The 19,117-nt window shown below is 57.0% G+C and carries 22 protein-coding genes; 10 read left to right on the top strand and 12 right to left on the bottom strand.

What is annotated here, in order from left to right:
• The 3 genes from ACR0NM_RS20590 to parC all read right to left on the bottom strand — a co-directional run.
• Positions 1–111: GTP-binding protein (locus ACR0NM_RS20590; protein ID WP_170611170.1), on the bottom strand; the 111-nt coding region annotated here is incomplete at its 3' end.
• Positions 112–227: 116 nt separating this feature from the next.
• Positions 228–818 carry a hypothetical protein gene (locus tag ACR0NM_RS20585; RefSeq protein WP_170392584.1) on the bottom strand — a complete coding sequence of 197 codons (591 nt, stop codon included), beginning with the start codon at positions 816–818 and terminating at the stop codon, positions 228–230.
• A 97-nt stretch (positions 819–915) separates the two neighbouring features.
• Positions 916–3,264, bottom strand: coding sequence for a DNA topoisomerase IV subunit A (gene parC / locus ACR0NM_RS20580; RefSeq protein ID WP_480616409.1), 2,349 nt, complete (start codon positions 3,262–3,264; stop codon positions 916–918).
• A gap of 201 nt (positions 3,265–3,465) precedes the next feature.
• On the opposite strand from parC, the gene ACR0NM_RS20575 reads away from it, so the two are divergent.
• The 6 genes from ACR0NM_RS20575 to ACR0NM_RS20550 all read left to right on the top strand — a co-directional run bounded on the left by ACR0NM_RS20575 (position 3,466) and on the right by ACR0NM_RS20550 (position 7,733).
• Positions 3,466–4,107 (top strand): SH3 domain-containing protein, encoded by a 642-nt coding sequence (locus tag ACR0NM_RS20575; protein ID WP_480454364.1) that lies wholly within the window; start codon positions 3,466–3,468, stop codon positions 4,105–4,107.
• A gap of 69 nt (positions 4,108–4,176) precedes the next feature.
• Positions 4,177–5,004: an SDR family NAD(P)-dependent oxidoreductase gene (locus tag ACR0NM_RS20570; RefSeq protein ID WP_170392586.1), complete on the top strand. Its 828-nt coding sequence runs from the start codon at positions 4,177–4,179 to the stop codon at positions 5,002–5,004.
• A 79-nt stretch (positions 5,005–5,083) separates the two neighbouring features.
• Positions 5,084–5,284, top strand: coding sequence for a twin transmembrane helix small protein (locus ACR0NM_RS20565; protein WP_170392587.1), 201 nt, complete (start codon positions 5,084–5,086; stop codon positions 5,282–5,284).
• Between the two features lie 3 nt (positions 5,285–5,287).
• A complete protein-coding gene (locus ACR0NM_RS20560) occupies positions 5,288–5,860 on the top strand; it encodes a cob(I)yrinic acid a,c-diamide adenosyltransferase (protein WP_170425243.1) in 573 nt (190 codons plus the stop codon).
• A 185-nt stretch (positions 5,861–6,045) separates the two neighbouring features.
• Positions 6,046–6,804, top strand: a complete 759-nt coding sequence (locus ACR0NM_RS20555) for an electron transfer flavoprotein subunit beta/FixA family protein (protein WP_170392589.1) — start codon at positions 6,046–6,048, stop codon at positions 6,802–6,804.
• A complete protein-coding gene (locus tag ACR0NM_RS20550; protein WP_170392590.1) occupies positions 6,804–7,733 on the top strand; it encodes an electron transfer flavoprotein subunit alpha/FixB family protein in 930 nt (309 codons plus the stop codon). The genes ACR0NM_RS20555 and ACR0NM_RS20550 overlap by 1 nt, the downstream gene beginning before the upstream one ends.
• A 63-nt stretch (positions 7,734–7,796) precedes the next feature.
• On the opposite strand, the gene ACR0NM_RS20545 is transcribed toward ACR0NM_RS20550, so the two are convergent.
• A complete protein-coding gene (locus ACR0NM_RS20545; protein ID WP_480562501.1) occupies positions 7,797–8,615 on the bottom strand; it encodes a DUF6473 family protein in 819 nt (272 codons plus the stop codon).
• Positions 8,616–8,778: 163 nt separating this feature from the next.
• On the opposite strand from ACR0NM_RS20545, the gene ACR0NM_RS20540 reads away from it, so the two are divergent.
• Positions 8,779–9,654, top strand: coding sequence for a 3-hydroxybutyryl-CoA dehydrogenase (locus tag ACR0NM_RS20540; protein ID WP_170513461.1), 876 nt, complete (start codon positions 8,779–8,781; stop codon positions 9,652–9,654).
• 79 nt (positions 9,655–9,733) lie between these two features.
• On the opposite strand, the gene ACR0NM_RS20535 is transcribed toward ACR0NM_RS20540, so the two are convergent.
• The 7 genes from ACR0NM_RS20535 to ACR0NM_RS20505 all read right to left on the bottom strand — a co-directional run bounded on the left by ACR0NM_RS20535 (position 9,734) and on the right by ACR0NM_RS20505 (position 15,141).
• A complete protein-coding gene (locus tag ACR0NM_RS20535) occupies positions 9,734–10,633 on the bottom strand; it encodes a lysophospholipid acyltransferase family protein (RefSeq protein WP_170625114.1) in 900 nt (299 codons plus the stop codon).
• Positions 10,634–10,667: 34 nt separating this feature from the next.
• Entirely contained in the window at positions 10,668–10,937 is a 270-nt protein-coding gene (locus ACR0NM_RS20530; RefSeq protein ID WP_170392593.1) for an HPr family phosphocarrier protein, read from the bottom strand.
• A gap of 16 nt (positions 10,938–10,953) precedes the next feature.
• Positions 10,954–11,346: a PTS sugar transporter subunit IIA gene (locus ACR0NM_RS20525; protein WP_170392594.1), complete on the bottom strand. Its 393-nt coding sequence runs from the start codon at positions 11,344–11,346 to the stop codon at positions 10,954–10,956.
• On the bottom strand, positions 11,343–12,224 hold the full coding sequence (gene rapZ / locus ACR0NM_RS20520; protein ID WP_480439341.1) for an RNase adapter RapZ: 882 nt from the start codon (positions 12,222–12,224) through the stop codon (positions 11,343–11,345). The genes ACR0NM_RS20525 and rapZ overlap by 4 nt, the downstream gene beginning before the upstream one ends.
• Positions 12,221–12,604, bottom strand: coding sequence for an HPr kinase/phosphorylase (locus ACR0NM_RS20515; RefSeq protein WP_480616407.1), 384 nt, complete (start codon positions 12,602–12,604; stop codon positions 12,221–12,223). The genes rapZ and ACR0NM_RS20515 overlap by 4 nt, the downstream gene beginning before the upstream one ends.
• A 90-nt stretch (positions 12,605–12,694) precedes the next feature.
• Positions 12,695–14,404: a sensor histidine kinase gene (locus ACR0NM_RS20510; RefSeq protein WP_170392597.1), complete on the bottom strand. Its 1,710-nt coding sequence runs from the start codon at positions 14,402–14,404 to the stop codon at positions 12,695–12,697.
• A gap of 32 nt (positions 14,405–14,436) precedes the next feature.
• Positions 14,437–15,141, bottom strand: a complete 705-nt coding sequence (locus ACR0NM_RS20505) for a response regulator transcription factor (RefSeq protein WP_170392598.1) — start codon at positions 15,139–15,141, stop codon at positions 14,437–14,439.
• A gap of 344 nt (positions 15,142–15,485) precedes the next feature.
• Between ACR0NM_RS20505 and ACR0NM_RS20500 the strand changes: the two genes are divergently transcribed.
• The 3 genes from ACR0NM_RS20500 (at position 15,486) to ACR0NM_RS20490 (ending at position 18,272) form a co-directional block, all read left to right on the top strand.
• Positions 15,486–17,084: a phosphoenolpyruvate carboxykinase gene (locus tag ACR0NM_RS20500; protein ID WP_480616405.1), complete on the top strand. Its 1,599-nt coding sequence runs from the start codon at positions 15,486–15,488 to the stop codon at positions 17,082–17,084.
• 322 nt (positions 17,085–17,406) lie between these two features.
• Positions 17,407–17,697 carry a hypothetical protein gene (locus ACR0NM_RS20495; RefSeq protein WP_170392600.1) on the top strand — a complete coding sequence of 97 codons (291 nt, stop codon included), beginning with the start codon at positions 17,407–17,409 and terminating at the stop codon, positions 17,695–17,697.
• Positions 17,698–17,729: 32 nt separating this feature from the next.
• On the top strand, positions 17,730–18,272 hold the full coding sequence (locus tag ACR0NM_RS20490) for a hypothetical protein (protein WP_255611805.1): 543 nt from the start codon (positions 17,730–17,732) through the stop codon (positions 18,270–18,272).
• Here the strand turns inward: ACR0NM_RS20490 and ACR0NM_RS20485 are convergent.
• Complete coding sequence (locus tag ACR0NM_RS20485) at positions 18,269–19,033, bottom strand: sulfite exporter TauE/SafE family protein (RefSeq protein WP_170392601.1); 765 nt, start codon at positions 19,031–19,033, stop codon at positions 18,269–18,271. The genes ACR0NM_RS20490 and ACR0NM_RS20485 overlap by 4 nt on opposite strands.
• Positions 19,034–19,117 lie beyond the last annotated feature (84 nt).

Below are 19,117 nucleotides of genomic sequence, written 5' to 3'. Positions count from 1 at the left end.
ACCGAAATACTTGGTGATTGCTGCGGTCAGCGTGGTCTTGCCGTGGTCAACGTGGCCAATCGTGCCGATGTTGACGTGCGGCTTATTACGCTCAAACTTTTCCTTTGCCATTCCTCAGGCGCCCTTTTTGCAATTTGGGGGACCCTTGGTCCCGTGGTTACATCTGCGCGCGCGAGATATTTGGTTCAGGGGGGAAAATCAAGCACATCCTGAGGGAAATGCATCCATCACGCCGGATTTTGTGTGACAGCTTCGGTTTCAAGCGGCTGGATCAAGCTGGGGCGCTTGTCAAACCAGCCATCATCCTTGTGCTCTTCGGCCAGCCACTCCTCAACCCGGTCGGCAACCTTCAAGGCCAGACCGTTCATCTGTTCTTCTCGGGTGCGCGCATTTCCTGATCCAGTAAGGGCGCTTTCACCGGTGGTATCTTCGAGCACCTGAAACTGCTTGCCTTTAGCAAGGAACTCTTTCTTTTCGACGTCATAGACGTTTACCAGAACGATGGCGGTGCTTTTGGGGTTGTAAATCACAGGAATTCCCGGAGGTGCCAACATGTAGCCCTCGAGACTGATGCCAATGTCGTATTCCTGTGAACCTTCATACCGGCCAAGCCTGATGTCCACTGCATTCTGGATCGCTTTGGTCCATTCATCCGGCGTAGCATCCCGCGAAACCGGTCCCTGAACGGCCTTTTCCGCAAAGGCATAATTCACGCGTAGCTTGAATTCACCCAGCGACTCGGGGTCTTCATAAACCTGCGTTTGGGTGCATGCGCCCATCAGGGCCAACCCGGTGATCAGTGTCAGAATGCGCAGCATGTCTCTCGTCTCGATAGGCCTGTTTTCTTTGGATGTAGCGCACCGATACGGGTTGTGCCAAGCCGTATCGGCAGATTTTCACCAAGCGGACAGCATATCACGAGAACTTGTAATCCCTCGGAAAGCCATAAGGTGCTTTTTTCCCAACACCCGCACGCTTGGCCAACCATTGGGACATATCTGCCTCGTGCCGGGTTTTGTCGCCGCCCATGGACCATTTCAGGCCCTCTTCCCAGTTGAAGGTGGTGATATCGGATAACCCACCATCCAATTCCAGTGTGCCCTGCCGCCCACGCGCCATGTTGTACTTCTGCAAGCGGACACCCTTACCACGGGTCATCTCGGGCAGTTCCTCTGTCGGGAACACTAGGAATTTCCCGTTCTGCGAGACAACAGCAACATGATCGCCCTCAACCGGCTTACAGATCATCGCCGTCTCGTCTCCTTTGACGTTCAGCACCTGTTTGCCATTCCGGGTCTGCGCCAGAACGTCATCTTCCGGCACCATAAAGCCGTTGCCCGCATCCGAGGCCACAAGCAGCTTGCGCCCCGGTTTGTGGATCAGGATGTCGATAATCTGCGCCTCGTTCGGCAGGTCGACCATCAGACGTAGCGGTTCGCCCATGCCACGCCCGCCGGGCAGGTTAGCGGCGCTGACTGTATAGAATCGGCCATTTGACGCAAAGACCAGCAGGCGGTCCGTAGTTTCCGCGTGGAAAATGAAACGTGGGCCGTCACCATCTTTGAACTTCAACTCGCGCTTCAGATCGATATGGCCGGTCATTGCCCTGATCCAACCCATCTGAGAGCAGACGACCGTGATCGGTTCCTTGTCGATCATCGCCTCAAGCGGCACTTCCTCGACCTGACCTGCCTCGGCAAATTGTGTCCGGCGCGCGCCGCCTTCATAGTCTTTGCCGAAGGTCTTCTTGGTCTCTTTGAGTTGCTCGGCGATCTTGGCCCATTGCAGGGCGGGGTCGGCCAGCAGGTCTTCGAGATTGGCGCGTTCCAGCATCAGCTCGTCGCGTTCGCGGACCAGTTCCATCTCTTCCAGACGGCGCAAGCTGCGCAGGCGCATGTTGAGGATGGCGTCGACCTGCACTTCGGACAGCTCGCCCTCACCCGGCTTGGGCGAGACATAGTCGGACTCGTCGGTGGCGCGGATGTGATCGATGCCCCAATCCTCGCGCATCAGCGCGGCTTTGGGATCGTCATCGTAACGGATGATGTCGATCACACGGTCGAGGTTGAGGAAGGCGACGATAAAGCCTTCCAACACCTCCAAACGATGGTCGATCTTGGCCATCCGGTGGCGTGAGCGACGGATCAGCACCTCTTGCCGGTGGTCAAGGAAGGCGCGCAGCACTTCCTTCATCGAGCATACCTTGGGCGTCACCCCGTCGATCAGCACGTTCATGTTCAGGCTGAACCGCACCTCAAGGTCCGAGTTGCGATAGAGCATGCCCATCAGCACCTCGGGGTCCACGTTCTTAGAGCGTGGTTCAAGGATCAGGCGGATGTCATCAGCGGATTCGTCGCGGACATCGGCAAGGATCGGGATTTTCTTGGTCTGGATCAGTTCCGCGATCTTTTCGATCAGCTTGGATTTCTGAACCTGATAGGGAATCTCGGTGACGATGATCTGCCACTGGCCACGCCCCAGATCTTCAACCTCGTATTTACAGCGCAGCCGGAAGGATCCACGCCCGGTGCGGTAGGCCTGCGCGATATTTTCGGGCGGCTCGACAATGACGCCCCCGGTTGGAAAATCCGGGCCGGGAACGTAATTCAATAGCGTATCGTCACGCGCATCCGGCGTCTTGATCAGATGCAGACAAGCGTCGCACAGCTCGGAAATATTATGCGGCGGGATATTCGTCGCCATGCCCACCGCGATACCGCTGGCGCCATTGGCCAGTAGATTCGGGAACTGTGCGGGCAACACGACCGGTTCGGTCAGTGTGCCGTCATAGTTGTCGCGGAAATCGACAGCGTCTTCGTTCAACCCTTCCAACAGGGCTTCGGCCACGATGGTCATCCGCGCCTCGGTGTATCGAGAGGCCGCCGGATTATCGCCGTCGATATTGCCAAAATTCCCCTGCCCGTCGACCAGTGGATATCGGACGTTGAAGTCCTGTGCCAAGCGCGCCATTGCGTCGTAAATCGCCGCGTCGCCATGAGGGTGATAGTTACCCATCACGTCGCCAGAGATTTTCGCTGACTTACGGAAACCGCCCGTCGCACTGAGTCGCAACTCGCGCATCGCGTAGAGGATTCGCCGGTGAACCGGCTTCAATCCATCGCGCGCATCTGGCAAAGCGCGGTGCATGATGGTGGAAAGCGCGTAGGTCAGGTAGCGCTCGCCAATTGCGCGGCGCAGCGGCTCGGCTACCTCGCCCCCATTGTCAGGGGTCTCCATATTGGGGTCGTCGATCGTATCGTTCATACATGATGTGATACGACGCAAGCGCGCGCGGGTAAAGCAATCGGCGCATATTTTGCTGGGGACAAGTCGGGCTTTTTTGCAACAGGGGGAGGCAAGTATCGGATTTCCCCCGCTTTTCGACTCGAAGCTGAATCTATGGTAGGCTTTCGAACATTAAGACTGCTGCCTTTTATTGATGTTACGATTGCCAGGGGGTGCGCCATGAAGCGTGTTATTGTTATCACTTTCGCCATGCTCGGCTGGAGCTTCTATGTGATGAGCGGGGGCCCGGATTTCGAACCGCGCGGCACCCGCACCGAGCAACCGGTTCGCGTTGCCTCTGTGCCAGAACATGAGCCTGCATCCGACCACGCACCTCGGGCTAAAGACGACCACGCACCTCGGGCTGAAGACCTTGTGACCAACGTTGCCGCGCGCATTGTACAGGCGCGCGCTCAGCCCGAGCCACAAGTAGAGGAGGATGCCGCGGTCGTCCTGTCACAAGTCACCAACGATCCGCTGTCTCAGTTCTCTGCATTTGACGAGAACGGCGTCAGCTTTACTCTGGCTTCGCTTGAAGACGGAGCCGCCGGACTGTTGCAGGTCGAGGCCGAGGTGCAGGATGACATCACACCTGTGAATCAGGTCATCGAGCCCGAGAAAGATATCCGCGAAATCTCGGGCACGCGGGTCAATATGCGCGATGGGCCCGGAACGATTTACCCCATCATCGCCAAAGCCAAACTTGGCCAGCGCGTTGAGGTTCTCAGCGATTCCGGCACCGGCTGGCTGCGGTTGCGGTTATACCCTGATCAGCGGGTGGGTTGGATTTCTGCCTCACTGGTTCGGAAACCAACAAACTGACGCAACTGTGTCATTGTCCTGACCTAAAGCTCGCCATAGCTATGGGCGAAGTACACAGGCGGGGGCAATATGCAGAAATCGATTCTGATCACAGGCTGCTCATCCGGGATAGGTCTGGACGCGGCGCACGGGATGCGCGCGCGCGGTTGGCGCGTTTTTGCCTCATGCCGTCAACAGCGTGACTGTGATCGGCTACGGGCACAGGGGTTCGACAGCCCGCTGATCGACTATACCGATTCCGATAGCATTACCTCAGGCCTGCAGCAGGTTTTGGACGCGACCGGTGGCACGCTGGATGCGTTGTTCAACAATGGCGCTCACGGCCTTCCCGGCGCGGTTGAAGATGTCCCAATCGAAGGGCTTCGCCTAATTTTCGAGACCAACGTATTTGGCTGGCACGAACTGACCCGGCAAGTGATTCCCGTGATGCGGGCTCAGGGCCATGGGCGCATCGTGCAGAACTCATCAGTGTTGGGACTGGTCGCGTTCCCCTGGCGCGGGGCATACGTCGCCACCAAATACGCCATCGAAGGCCTGACCGATACCTTGCGCCTAGAGCTACGAGACACCGACATCAAGGTCATCCTGATCGAACCAGGCCCGGTCACCTCGAAGATCCGTGTGAACGCGATCCCTGTCTTCGAACGCTTTATTGACTGGAAAAGCTCAGCCCTGCGACAGAGATACGAGGATACGCTGCTGAAACGCCTCTACGAATCCTCCGGACCTGACAAGTTCGAACTGCCCGCCTCGGCTGTTACCGCCAAATTGGCCCATGCGGTTGAATCCAAGCGCCCACGTCCGCGATACTATGTGACGACGCCCACCTATATCGCCGGATATCTGCGCCGTATTCTGCCCACCCGGGCCATTGATCGCATCCTCTCGGACATATGAGGCGAAATTACCTGTTCGCTTTTGCCGCTATCAACGCTAGATGACGGCTCAACAACTGAACAAACACGGACGGTGAGCTATGGACCTGACGATGGTCATACTGCTTCTGGCCATGGCGGCGGTCGTCGTCGTGCTGGTGATGGGCATTGCCAATTTTGGAAAACCCGGCAAAGAAGCCGCGCTGAAAAGCAACAAGCTGATGCGCCTGCGGATCCTGTTTCAGTTCATTGCGGTGCTGCTGATCGTACTTTACGTCTATCTGCGTGGGCAGGGAGGGTAAGGCATGGTCGTTCTCAACAAGATTTACACGCGCACCGGCGATGATGGGAAAACCGCTCTGGGCAATGGTGAGCGCGTTGCCAAATATTCCGGGCGTGTCGCGGCCTATGGCACTGTGGATGAGCTGAATTCCTTTGTCGGCGTGGCACGGACCGAAGCAGACGGAGAAGTCGAAGCCGCCTTGTCCCGTATCCAGAATGACCTGTTTGATCTGGGTGCCGATTTCTGCCGCCCCGACATGGATAAGGATGCCGAGGCCGACTACCCGCCCCTGCGTATCGTTTCCGCTCAGATCGACCGGCTTGAAGCCGAGATCGACGCGATGAACGAAGCGCTCCAGCCCTTGCGCAGTTTCATCCTACCCGGTGGCTCACGTTTGGCCGCGCATCTGCATGTGTGCAGAACAGTTTCGCGCCGGGCCGAGCGGTTGGCGGTTGAGCTGACAAACATGGAACCGGTCAATGAGGTGGCTGTCAAATACCTCAACCGCCTGAGCGATTGGTTCTTTGTCGCCGCGCGCTGTGCCAACAACGGCGGGCACGATGATGTGCTCTGGATTCCCGGCGCAAACCGGTGATCGCGCCTGCCGTCGGGAAACTAAATTTCGTTTCTGGTCCAAAAAATGACAAAACGCGACGTCTCGAAACCATGACGTGACGATTTTGCTCTGTCGCAGAACATCACGACCCGCTATCTAAGCCAGCGAGAGCATTGGTGGAGTCGCTGCGCGGCTTGCCGTTTTTGTAAGGAGCATACGCAAAAATGAAGGTACTCGTGCCTGTCAAGCGCGTGATTGACTACAACGTGAAAGTTCGTGTGAAAGCGGATGGCAGCGGCGTTGATCTCGCCAATGTAAAAATGTCGATGAACCCGTTCGACGAAATTGCCGTGGAAGAGGCGATCCGCCTGAAAGAGGCGGGCAAGGCCGATGAGGTTGTTGCCGTTTCGATCGGTGTGAAACAGTCGCAGGAAACCCTGCGGACCGCACTGGCCATGGGCGCCGACCGCGCCATTCTGGTTGTCGCGGCGGATGACGTGCATCAGGACATCGAACCGCTTGCCGTTGCCAAGATCCTCGCCAAAGTGGTTGAAGAAGAGCAGCCGGGCATCGTTCTGGCGGGCAAACAGGCGATCGACAACGACATGAACGCCACCGGTCAGATGCTGTCGGCCCTGCTGGGCTGGAGCCAAGGCACTTTCGCGTCCGAGCTGGACATCGAAGGCGATACCGCCAAGATCACCCGCGAGGTGGATGGCGGTCTGCAGACCATCTCCGTCAAGATGCCAACCATCGTGACCGTAGACCTGCGCCTGAACGAGCCGCGCTATGCATCGCTGCCGAACATCATGAAGGCGAAGAAAAAGCCGCTGGATGAAAAAACCGCCGCCGATTATGGCGTCGACGTCACTCCGCGTCTGGAAGTCGTCAAGACCGAAGAGCCGCCGGCACGTGCTGCTGGTATCATCGTGGGCTCGGTTGATGAGCTGGTCGAGAAACTCAAAGAAGCGGGGGCTGTGTAATGGCTGTTCTTCTTCTCGCAGAGGTTAACAATGGTGAGCTGTCGGTTGACGCCACAGCCAAGACCGTTGCCGCCGTCAAATCGCTGGGTGAAATCACCGTTCTGGCCGCAGGTGGTTCTGCCGCTGCTGCTGGTGAGGCCGCTGCCAAGATCGATGGCGTATCCAAGGTTCTGGTGGCCGAAGACGCCTCGCTGGGTCATCGCCTGGCGGAATCGACCGCAGCCCTGATCGTGGGTCTGGCCGATGGGTACGAGCATATCGTTGCCCCTGCCACCACCGACGCCAAGAACGTGATGCCGCGCGTTGCAGCCCTGCTGGACGTGATGGTGATCTCGGACGCGTCCGGCGTGGTCGATGCCACGACCTTCGAGCGTCCGATCTACGCGGGTAACGCGATCCAGACCGTGAAATCGAACGACGCCAAGAAAGTCGTGACCATCCGGACCGCCAGCTTCGATGCGGCGGGCGAAGGTGGTTCGGCGGCGGTCGAGACCATCTCGGTCGGCGAAAACCCCGGCCTGTCGTCGTGGGTCGAGGACAAGGTTGCTGAAAGCGACCGTCCTGAACTGACTTCGGCTGGTGTTGTTGTTTCGGGTGGCCGTGGTGTTGGCTCGGAAGACGACTTCAAACTGATCGAAGGCCTGGCCGATAAGCTGGGAGCCGCCGTTGGTGCCTCACGCGCCGCAGTTGACTCGGGCTACGCCCCGAACGACTGGCAGGTGGGTCAGACCGGCAAGGTTGTTGCCCCTGACCTTTACGTTGCAGTCGGCATCTCGGGTGCGATCCAGCACCTGGCGGGCATGAAGGACTCCAAGGTCATCGTTGCGATCAACAAGGACGAAGAAGCGCCGATCTTCCAGGTCGCAGACTTCGGTCTGGTCGCAGACCTGTTCCAGGCCGTACCGGAACTCACCGAAAAACTCGGCTGATTTCAGACAAAGATTTTTCGACGAAAAATCTTAGAAGGCCCGCCACCGGCGGGCCTTTGTTGTTTATACGCCCAGGTCGTTGATCACTTGGGCAAGTGAGCCAGCGATATTGCGATGTGTGGCTGGGCCAATCATATGCTCGGCAATCGGTTGTTGCAGGGTGCCAAACAACATGTCTTCAAGCTCATTCGATACGCCGGATACCTGAACCTGCAAGGACAAAATATCCGTACAATGGGGTCTCAAAGGCTCAATCATCTCGGGGTTGATTGCAAAGCCGTCACCCGGTGTCGAATCCAAATCGCTTCTCTCCACTTGCAGATGCAAAAGCAGGACGGGCGGGCCTACTTCTGCAAGAAACTTGCCGAGCTTTTCGATCCAGACATTGCGCAACTCTTGTTCCACAAGTTCAATACGGGCATCCGAGCGTGCCGACAGGCGGGTCAGCAAGTGCTGTACAAAATGGACATCCGTAAAATCTACTTCGGGATACAGCGCAACCAGATCGGCATTTGGCGCAACGAAACGGTCATTGCGTCGTGGGTGCACCCGGTAGAATCGGTTCGATAGCCCCAGCATGCCGGGTAACTGCAGGACGCATATATCAGACCGGTTTGCGATCTCCAGTAGCCCTTTGTCCTGCGTCAACGCCTCGGCACCGCAGAACAGGCTGCCCAGATTGACGCAGCGGCGATCCAGACGACGTTCCAACTCATTGGGAAAGGGGGTTTCTACGAAACGGCCAAAGGTCTCTTCGCCCCCCAAACATGCCACATAGGGGTTGTTCAACGCCCTTTGAGGGCCCCTGAAACGTAGTTTCGAATTTTCATATTCGCACGTCGTTTCCGCGGAATGGACCGCATTGATCGATTGATAGCTCATCACACTCACCCAAATATTCACCCAACCGCCATTTTGCCGCCGCAAGTCTTGAGAAAGTCCTAATGCGCGCATTTGAAGCGAAATTGACTGTCCCCGTCCCCTTGCCGCCCATAGGGAACTGCCGATAATGTCGCCATATTCTGCGAACAAGGGCATCGAACAAATGGACGTAAAATCAGTCGGAGTGATCGGCGCTGGACAGATGGGCAACGGGATTGCTCATGTTATGGCGTTGGCAGAGTATGATGTTCTACTGAACGATGTCAGCCAGGACGCGCTAAACAGCGCTATGGCAACCATTGAAACCAACCTGGCGCGTCAAGCGTCGCGCGGCAAAATCTCGGATGATGCAGTGAAATCCGCGTTGAGTCGGATCACGACGACGCTGAATCTGCCGGATTTGGGGCAGACCGATCTTGTAATCGAAGCCGCGACCGAGCGGGAAACGGTGAAACAGGCAATCTTTGAAGACCTGTTGCCGCACCTACAGCCACATACGATCCTGACATCGAACACTTCGTCGATCTCAATTACCCGGCTGGCCAGCCGCACCGACCGGCCCGAACGTTTCATGGGATTCCACTTCATGAACCCGGTCCCTGTGATGCAGCTCGTCGAGTTGATCCGGGGCATCGCCACCGATGAAGCAACCTTTAACTCCTGTAAAGCCGTAGTGGACCGGCTTGGCAAAACCTCAGCCAGCGCCGAAGATTTTCCGGCCTTTATCGTGAATCGCATTCTGATGCCTATGATCAATGAGGCGGTTTACACATTGTATGAAGGTGTCGGGAATGTGCAGTCCATTGACCAATCGATGAAACTGGGCGCAAACCACCCTATGGGCCCATTGGAACTGGCGGACTTCATCGGCTTGGATACCTGTCTGGCGATCATGAACGTGTTACATGACGGACTGGCAGACACCAAGTATCGTCCCTGCCCGCTGTTGACGAAATATGTCGAAGCCGGATGGCTGGGACGCAAAACCGAACGCGGGTTTTATGATTACCGAGGCGAGGTTCCGGTACCGACACGATAGGATTTGAGAGGGCCAGCCCTCTCTTGAGCCTTTGGCTCAATTCACTCCCGAGATATTTTTGGCCAGATGAAGGGGCGGATCAGGGTTTGAGGGTCTTGCCCAGCGCCATGGTGTGATCCCGGAGCCAGGCCATGAAGCCGCGTGGGTCGCGTTCCAGCAGCGCCATGTCTTCATCCGATATCGGATCACCGATCACCGGCGACTGGGGCCTGTTGCAGGATCGGACGATTTCGTGCAGCAGTAGGCCCTGGCGCAGGATGGGCGATATCCGGTTGGCAATTTGATACCAGCGCGAGTTGCTGCCGGGGAAAAAGATCGGCACGACCTTGGCACCCGACCTACGGATCATCTTCGCGGTGAAGACATTCCACTCCCGCTCGATGGCTGGTCCGAACCAATCATCCGAAGACATCACAACACCTGACGGGAATAACGCGACAACGCCCCCATCTGCCAGATGTTTCATCGTCTTGCTGCGCATCTCGAGCATCTTGGCCTGCGCTTCAGGATCATGCGGGAACGGCACCGGGATCATGAATGAGGTCGCAGCTTCATCCAACCCAGTCAGGACTGAGCGGGTCAGGATGCGATAGTCACTGCGGACCCGACCGATGAGTTCAGCGAAGATCATGCCATCAACCATGCCGTGCGGATGGTTCGCGACGACCACTACGGGGCCTTCTTTTGGAATGCGGGCGATCTGTTCGGCTGGAGTTGTCAGCTCGATACCCATGGTCTTGAGCGCACCGCCCCAGAACTTCTGACCTCGATAGCGTTCGTTCTGCTTCTCGAACTTGTTGACCATGCGCAAGATGGTCAGCTTGCCTGTGCACCATTCGATGGCGCGAATGGCCGTAGACGTCCAGGCATCGTCAAACGAGTTGGCGTAGGTCAGGGTTCTGCGGTCGTAGATTTCACCCTGATCGGTGTCGTGATCCACTACAGGACCTGTCTTGGTATCGTGCGTGGTTTCCGCCAATTGCCTTGTCTTTCCGTCCTTGGTGTCGTGGCTGTCAGAACCCTTCGCCGAACTTATCGTTCACCAATGTTTCCAAAGCCTCTGCCAACGCCTCAGCATCCGGGCCGGACGTCTCGACGTCAATAGTGCTTCCGCGCGACGCTGCCAACATCAAAAGGCCCATGATACTGTCGCCCGAGGCAGAAAGCCCGTCTCGTGACACCTCGGCGCGCGCATCAAAGCCTTCGACCACCTCGACCAGCTTGGCAGAAGCGCGGGCGTGAAGGCCCTTTTCATTGATAATTTTCAAACTCTTGGTCGTCATATGAATCTATCCGGTGTCAATCCAATGTCACATTTTGCGCATTGATGTACTTTCGTCCAGCTTCCAAAGCCAAACGCACGGCCTCGGCCAGTGGCAAGTGGCGACTTTTGGCCAGTTTGATCAGCATGGGAAGGTTGGCCCCGTAAAGGATTCGCCGGTCTTGTGGCGCACATGCGCGCAGACTCAGATTCGAGGGGCTGCCGCCGAACAGATCGGTCACCACAACGACGCCATCGCCCATATCGACCTCGTCCGCCGCGCGGCAGATTTCAACTTGTTTCGCTTCGCGATCATGGTCGGCTTCTATCGGGATGGCCACCAGTCCGGGTTGCTTTCCAACCACATGCTGCGTGGCCGCAAGATACTCCTGAGCCAACCCACCATGTGCAACAATAACGATCCCGATCACTCCGGCCTCACATTCAACGCGCGTCGTTCCATTTCGCGATGCCTAATTGCCACCTGCTGCCCCCCTTCTGCAAGGGCCTTTGCAACTGCTTCAGCCACCGCGACCGAGCGGTGCTGCCCTCCGGTGCACCCAAATGCAACTGAAAGGTGCGCTTTGCCTTCCTCACGGAAGGCCGGAAGCAGTTCGATCAGCAGGTCGACCACCCGGTCAAAGAAGACGCCATAGTTTGCATCTGATTGAACATAGGCCGCCACATCCGAGTTTCGACCATCCGCATCCCGCAGTTCAGGCCGCCAGTATGGATTGGCCAGAAACCGGCAATCGAACACCATGTCCAAACCGCGCGGCAAGCCCCGCTTGTACGAGAAGGATTCGATCGACACCGCCAGATGCCGCCCGCCCTTTGGGGCGAACCAGCGTTCGACCTCTTCCCGCAGCTGATGCACATTCAACGCGCTGGTGTCGATCAGCGTGTCGGCAAACTCGCGAATTGGGGCTAACAGTTCCTTTTCCTGACAAATGCCGGTTTCCGGGCTGGCATCAGTCGCAACCGGGTGACGGCGGCGGGTCTCCGAGAAGCGACGCAGCAGCACCTCGTCACTGCAATCCAGATAGAGGATTGTCAGGTCGACATTCTCCATCCGGCCCAGCTTGGCGGCAAGTTCGATAAACCCGGTGGTTGAAAAATCGCGGTTGCGCGCGTCGATACCCAAAGCCATTGGGCGCGCAGGCTCCGAATTGTCGACGAGGCGAGCCAGCAAACCCATCGGCAGGTTGTCAATCGCCTCGAACCCCAGATCTTCAAGCACATGAATTGCGGTCGATCGCCCTGCACCGGAAGGACCTGTTATCAGAACGACGCGCTGTTGTGCTGTCATGTATTCGGCCATTCCGGGGCTACGCGCCCCATTTTCACAAGTTGAATAAGTCCTGCAGCCAAATTGGGCACGCCAGCCCCCCGAAGCAAGGGAACAGTTTGCTTCAGCACAAGAATTTCAGTGGGTTCAGGCAGCCGCGCGGGCTCGGGTTGGTCCAAATCCACAACAAATGCCAATCGGACCGACCTCGCGGCTTCAGCTCGCAGTAACCCGATGCCGCGCGCTTCAATCAGGCCGCGGATCTGCGGAAGTCCAGCTGCCATCACGTGATCGGCCTGTCCAGTCAATTCGACCCGGTCATCCGCGACAAGCTGCGCCCCAAGCGCCATCATCTGTAGCGCCAAAGAAGATTTGCCCGTACCCGAGGCACCAATGATCAATAAGCCCTTTTCCTGAACCGCAATACAGGTCCCATGAATGCAGGCCGACCCTTGATCCGCTATCTCAGAAAGTGGGGTGGTCCTCATAACCTAGACGGGAAGCCCGACAACAAACCGCGCACCAAGCGGGTCCGAGGTGATATCGGCCTCGGTTGGACGGATATTTTCTGCCCAGATCACACCACCATGCGCCTCGACGATTTGTTTCGAAATCGCCAATCCAAGGCCCGAATTGTTGCCGAAATGCTCTTCGGGGCGTTCGGAATAGAAACGCTTGAAGATCTTGGTCAGCGCCTGATCAGGAATGCCGGGACCGGTGTCTTCAACCACCACGAGCACGCGGTTGTCACGACGGCGGACCCAGACCCGGATGGCGTCTTTGTCCTCGCAGAACGAAATCGCATTGGTGATCAGGTTGACAAAGACCTGCGCCAGACGCGCCTCGAGCCCGTTGACCACGATGGGGTCCGAGGGAAGGTCTGTGATATATTCGATGCCTTTCGAACGGGCATCTTCACCCAGAAACTGACTGATATTGCCAAGCAGATTGAGCAGGTCAAAGGGCTGCTCTTCTTCTTTCACCAACTCCGCGTCCAGCCGCGATGCGTTCGAGATATCGCTGACCAGTCGATCCAATCGCCGCACATCATGCTCAATCACGCCCAATAGCTTTTCGCGCTGATCATCGCGTTTGACCATACGCATGGTGCCCACGGCGGATTGCAGGCTCGCCAGTGGGTTCTTGATCTCATGCGCGACATCGGCCGCAAATTGTTCGTTCGCGTCAATGCGGTTATAAAGCGCCGTGACCATCCCGCGCAAAGCCTGGCTCAGGCGGCCGATTTCATCCGGACGCGCACTGAGATCCGGGATGCGGATACGTCCGGGGTTCACTCCGGCTCCGCGGTCCTTGCCCATCTCGGCAGCGGCGGCCAGATCAGCAAGAGGATTGGCAATCGTTGAGGCCAAAACGAGGCTCAGACCGATCGAGACCAGCAGTGCCACCACAAACATCTGCAGGATCCGCTCTTGCTCCTTGCGGGCCAGCGCATCGATCTCGCCCGCCGGGCCCGCCATAGCAACGGCACCCACAGGCGTATCGTCCAATAGGATCGGGGCCACGGCGACAATCACCGTCTTGCCTTTATCGTCGTGCACGGCCTGTACTTGCAATCCGCCGTTCAGCGCCTGCGGGATCATTTCCTGCACCCGTTGCGCCAGCGTCGGAGCCTCGCTTTCGGAAGAACCGCTAAAGACCGCAGACACACCATTCCAAACCGCATTCAATGCGTCGCTGATCAAAGTGCTTCCCGTGGCGCTATCGGCGTCCTGATGCAAAAGGCTGGGCAATTTGTCGGCCATGGACGCCCCGCGTGTCCAACCGATCAGAGTGCCCGTGCCGTCATAAACAAAAACCTCGCCGCCTTCGGGCAAGCTGAGACCCGCTAGCGTATCACGGACATCCAATGTGCCTGCACCATTGGCAGAGGGTTGACGCAGCTGGGTTTCAAAAACGTTGCTGACAAGTTGCGCATCACCGACCAGGTTCTGCGCGGTTTGTTGAACCCGTTCTTTTCGCGTGTCGTCCAGATACAGCAGCCCTGCCACCAAAATGACAAGGGCAATGAGGTTGAAGGTGATGATCCTGCGCGCCAGGGGCGAATAGCGCATAGAAAACAGGTTTCGTCTCGAACGCTTGGCCTGTAGCTCGGCAGCATCAGGGTCTTGGGGGATGACCCAGTCATCCCCAAGAACGACGTCTGCGTCGTGCACTTGGTTGGCTTGTTCAGTATCGCGCACGAGACCCCTTCGGCTTGATAAAACGGCCGCGCCTATTCTTCGTTATAACGATACCCGATACCGTACAGCGTTTCTATCGCCGAAAACTCGGGATCGGCTGCGCGCATCTTCTTACGCAGTCGCTTGATATGACTGTCAATGGTGCGGTCATCCACGTAGACCTGATCATCATAAGCCACATCCATCAGCTGATCGCGGCTTTTGACAAAGCCCGGACGTTGCGCCAAGGCCTGCAGCAGCAGAAACTCGGTAACTGTCAGCGAGACATCATTGCCTTTCCAGCTGACTGCGTGGCGCAGCGGGTCCATCCGCAGCTCGCCCCGCTCCATCACTTTTGTATCGCCCGAGGCCGCGTTGGTCACATCGCCATCGACCGCTTCCTGACGGCGCAACAAGGCGCGAATCCGTTCGACCAGCAGCCGCTGAGAGAATGGTTTTTTGACGTAGTCATCTGCACCCATGCGCAGACCCAGAACCTCGTCAATCTCGTCATCTTTGGAGGTCAGAAAAATCACGGGCATCTGGGTTTTCTGCCGCAGCCTTTGCAGAAGATCCATGCCGTCCATCCGCGGCATCTTGATATCCAGTACGGCCATGTCTGGCAGCTTTTTGTTGAAAGCGTCCAGCGCAGCCTGACCATCGTTGTATGTTTCGACCTCAAACCCTTCGGCTTCGAGTGTCATGGACACGGACGTCAGGATATTTCTGTCGTCGTCCACCAGTGCAATCTTTGACATCGGGTTCACCCCTATTCCTGCTCACTCGCGCAATAATACGCTTTTTTGTAAGGCATTGTTGGCGGTTTTGAGCCACCGAATCAACTCGTAACCTCGAATCGTGCCATTCTTGCGGCAGGTATGCGGCAAATTTGCCTTGCTGCGCCCAAATAGCTGCCTTGATTTACGGCACACAATTCGTGATGGCGCTAAACCTTAACTTGGTTGCGCTAACTACCCCCAACCCTCCTGTTCATGTCCCAAAATACCGTGATAAGAGGCGCTTGACCGCCGGCTCTTTCCGGTATCCGCCCCAATGGTGCACCCGGCCCAAGGCCCTCGCGCCGCCACAGGAGAAGACACACATGACATCTGGACGGGTTAACCCGCAATTCCGCCTCGAAGATCAGGGCATCGAGGGTCTGGGCAATGTCTATTACAACTTCATGGAACCGGCGCTGATCGAAGAAGCGCTGAAGCGCGGCGAAGGCACCCTTGGCAATGGCGGCGCCTTTCTGGTCACCACCGGCAAATTCACTGGCCGCTCGCCCAAGGACAAGCATGTTGTCAAGACAGACAGTGTTGCCGACAGCATCTGGTGGGAAAACAACGCCGCCATGAGCCCTGAAGGTTTTGACGCGCTCTATGAAGATATGCTGACCCATATGAAAGGCCGCGACTACTTCGTGCAGGACCTCGTGGGCGGGGCTGATCCCAGCTACTCGATCAATGTGCGCATGGTAACCGAGCTGGCGTGGCACAACCTGTTCATCCGCCACCTGCTGCGCCGCCCGGATCATGATGATCTGGATGATTTCACGGCTGACTTTACCATCATCAACTGTCCCAGCTTCCAGGCGGACCCCAAAAAGCATGGCTGCCGCAGCGAAACGGTGATTGCACTGAACTTTGACCGCAAGCTGATCCTGATCGGCGGCACCGAATACGCAGGCGAGAACAAGAAGTCCGTCTTCACCCTGCTGAACTATATGCTGCCCGAAAAAGGCGTAATGCCGATGCACTGCTCGGCTAACCACGCGGTTGGCAACCCGGTCGACACCGCCGTGTTCTTCGGCCTGTCCGGCACCGGCAAGACCACCCTGTCTGCCGACCCGTCGCGCACCTTGATCGGTGATGACGAACACGGTTGGTCGGATCGAGGCACCTTCAACTTTGAAGGTGGTTGCTATGCCAAGACCATCAACCTGAACGCCGAAGCCGAACCAGAAATCTACGCCACCACCTCGAAATTTGGCACGGTGATCGAGAACATGGTTTTTGATCCCGAGACCAAAGAGCTGGATTTCAACGACGACTCTCTGACTGCGAATATGCGCTGCGCCTACCCGTTGGAATACATCTCCAACGCGTCGAAAACTGCATTGGGCGGGCATCCTAAGAACATCATCATGTTGACCTGCGATGCGTTCGGCGTTTTGCCTCCGATCGCGCGGTTGACGCCTGCGCAGGCGATGTATCACTTCCTTTCCGGCTTTACCTCGAAGGTCGCCGGGACCGAACGTGGCGTGACCGAACCGCAGCCCACCTTCTCGACCTGCTTTGGCGCGCCCTTTATGCCACGCCGCCCCGAGGCTTATGGCAACCTTCTACGCGATAAGATTGCTCAGCATGGCGCGACCTGCTGGTTGGTCAACACCGGCTGGACTGGAGGCGCCTACGGCGTGGGCAGCCGCATGCCAATCAAGGCCACCCGCGCGCTGCTGACGGCTGCGCTGGAAGGATCACTGACTGATGCGGAATTCCGCAAGGACGCCAATTTCGGCTTCGATGTGCCGGTCTCTGTCCCTGGTGTGCCCGAGGTCTTGCTGGATCCGCGCCGCACCTGGGACGATCAGGAAGCGTTCGACAAACAGGCGGAAAAGCTGGTGCACATGTTCGCGGAAAACTTCGAGCAGTACCTGCCCTTCATCGACGAAGACATCAAAGCTGTCGCGATCGGTTGATCGAATTCAGGGGCCATCGTGGCCCCTGACCCACCAGAGCTTACGCTTCGGCACCTTGTGTGCACACAGACAAGTTCATTGCGATAACGTGCAACATGCGCTATCGCAATTTACCCAAGACGCTTCGAAGCCCGGCGTCCTTTGGCAGCGGCTTCTGTTAAATTTGAACATCGGGCGATCCGGGCTATCTTACTCACATCATGTCTCGGGCCGTTCAACAAGGTAATGATTTTTTCTACACGGGGATGGGTGTCGGCGTGATGTGTTCAAAAGGTCAGCCTTTCGAACTGCCTCGGTCCGTCACGGAAACTATAGGCAAGTAATGACTGAAATCTCAAAACTCACCGAACTGCGCAAACTGATGCAAAGCATGGAGCGCACTCTTGGGCTGGAAGAACTCTCACCGGTCGAACGCGACATCTATTATGCCGCCGAAGAACTGTCGAAAGATGATCGCGAAGTACGCACCTTTGGTCTGATCGAACACACGCTGGTCAAAAGCGTATCTCGCCCGACATTTTTCCGCGCGCTGAAGTCTCTGGTTCAAAAGGGTTATCTGTCGCAAAGCGGTAGCGCCAATCGCGGACGGTATCTGGTTCATGCGCCCAGGTGATCGCCACCCCAGATCTGTAATCGGCTGACCCCGTGCGCAGATGGGCCTCTGAAACATTCTATGCCTCTTTGGCCTATGTCGCTGCATCTTTCCTAACATTCCAGGTGCTGATGCCGCTTCAAAACGTGTTTTTTCCCGCATACCCCAGCTATGCCAGCTTATTGTTCCTGCCGCACGGCGTGCGGGTTCTGTCGGCCTGGTTATTGGGATGGAGGGCGATATTCGCACTGTTGCCCGGCGTTGCCATCGTCTTTGCCCTTGTGGGCGGTTGGGATGTTCTTCTGCCCAGCAGATTGCTGGCGATCACTATCGCGGTCACCACAGTTCCAGCGGTTTTTTATGTCTGCAAGGCGTTGGGCTGGGATTTGTTTCCGCGCGTCGATCGGAAGCCATGCTGGCTGTGCGTGATGGGCGTTGGAATCATCACATCGGTATTGGTGTCCGTTCTCACCAACATGGCCTTCGGTAGCGCAACGGCCGAGTATATCGCCTATCTGATCGGTGATATCTCAGGTCTTTTTTTCCTAATGTTGGGCCTCTATTTCGCCTTTCGGTTTGCTGAAAGACGCAATTAACCCAAAAGACCCCTGCGCAGCAGGTTCAGCCCTGCAATCAGCAGTACAAGCAGAGTGAGTTTGCGGAACTGTGCCTGATCGATACGATCCTGCAGAAACTGACCGCCGCGCATTCCCACCAAGGCAGGGATAATCAGCAGCGCTGAGAACACCGCTGTGTCAGTCCTTAGAATACCCGAACCCAGATGCGCCACAATAAGCGCCACGGCGCCCAGACCGTATATCACGCCCTGTACCCGCATCTGATCCTTCTTCGGTGTATTCAAGGCTGTCAGATAGGCCACGGTTGGTGGTCCCCACACGCCCGAGATGCCGCCGACAGCACCGGCCACCGCACCCACCATAGCCTCAACCCGCATTGAGGGCGCTTGCAGCGTCAGTTTCAGCCCCAGTAGTTGCATCAGAGCGAAGAACGAAACTGGTGCGCCTAAGATCAGCAGAAATGCCTTGGGCGACAAGATGTTGATCAGCTGCGCGCTGGCCAATAGACAGACCAGTCCAACGCTCAGAAATACCTTGAACTTTCGAACTGACGCCGCCGCCGCGGGTAAACCTTCCCGCAAGGCCTGCACCCCATTGGTCACCAGCGTGGGCAAGATTAGACCTGCCAGCGCCAGCTCAGGCGGCAGCATCATGCTAAGACCAGAAACAAGCACCATTGGCATGGCAAAACCGACCATGCCTTTGACCCAGCCCGCGACGAAGGCAACGACCAAAGCCAGACAGAAATCCTGCGGCGACATAAGTGAAAACAGTCCCATCGACCCTTCATACCAGTCCAAAAAATTTCTGCACTGCAAAAGTCACTAAGCAATTTTTGAACTTTTTATGGATGATTTGCGTAT

The sequence above is a fragment of the Ruegeria sp. AF2 genome, from assembly GCF_056542025.1.
The sequence above is the reverse complement of the archived record's forward strand: the minus strand, read 5'-3'. Positions and strand labels throughout refer to the sequence as shown.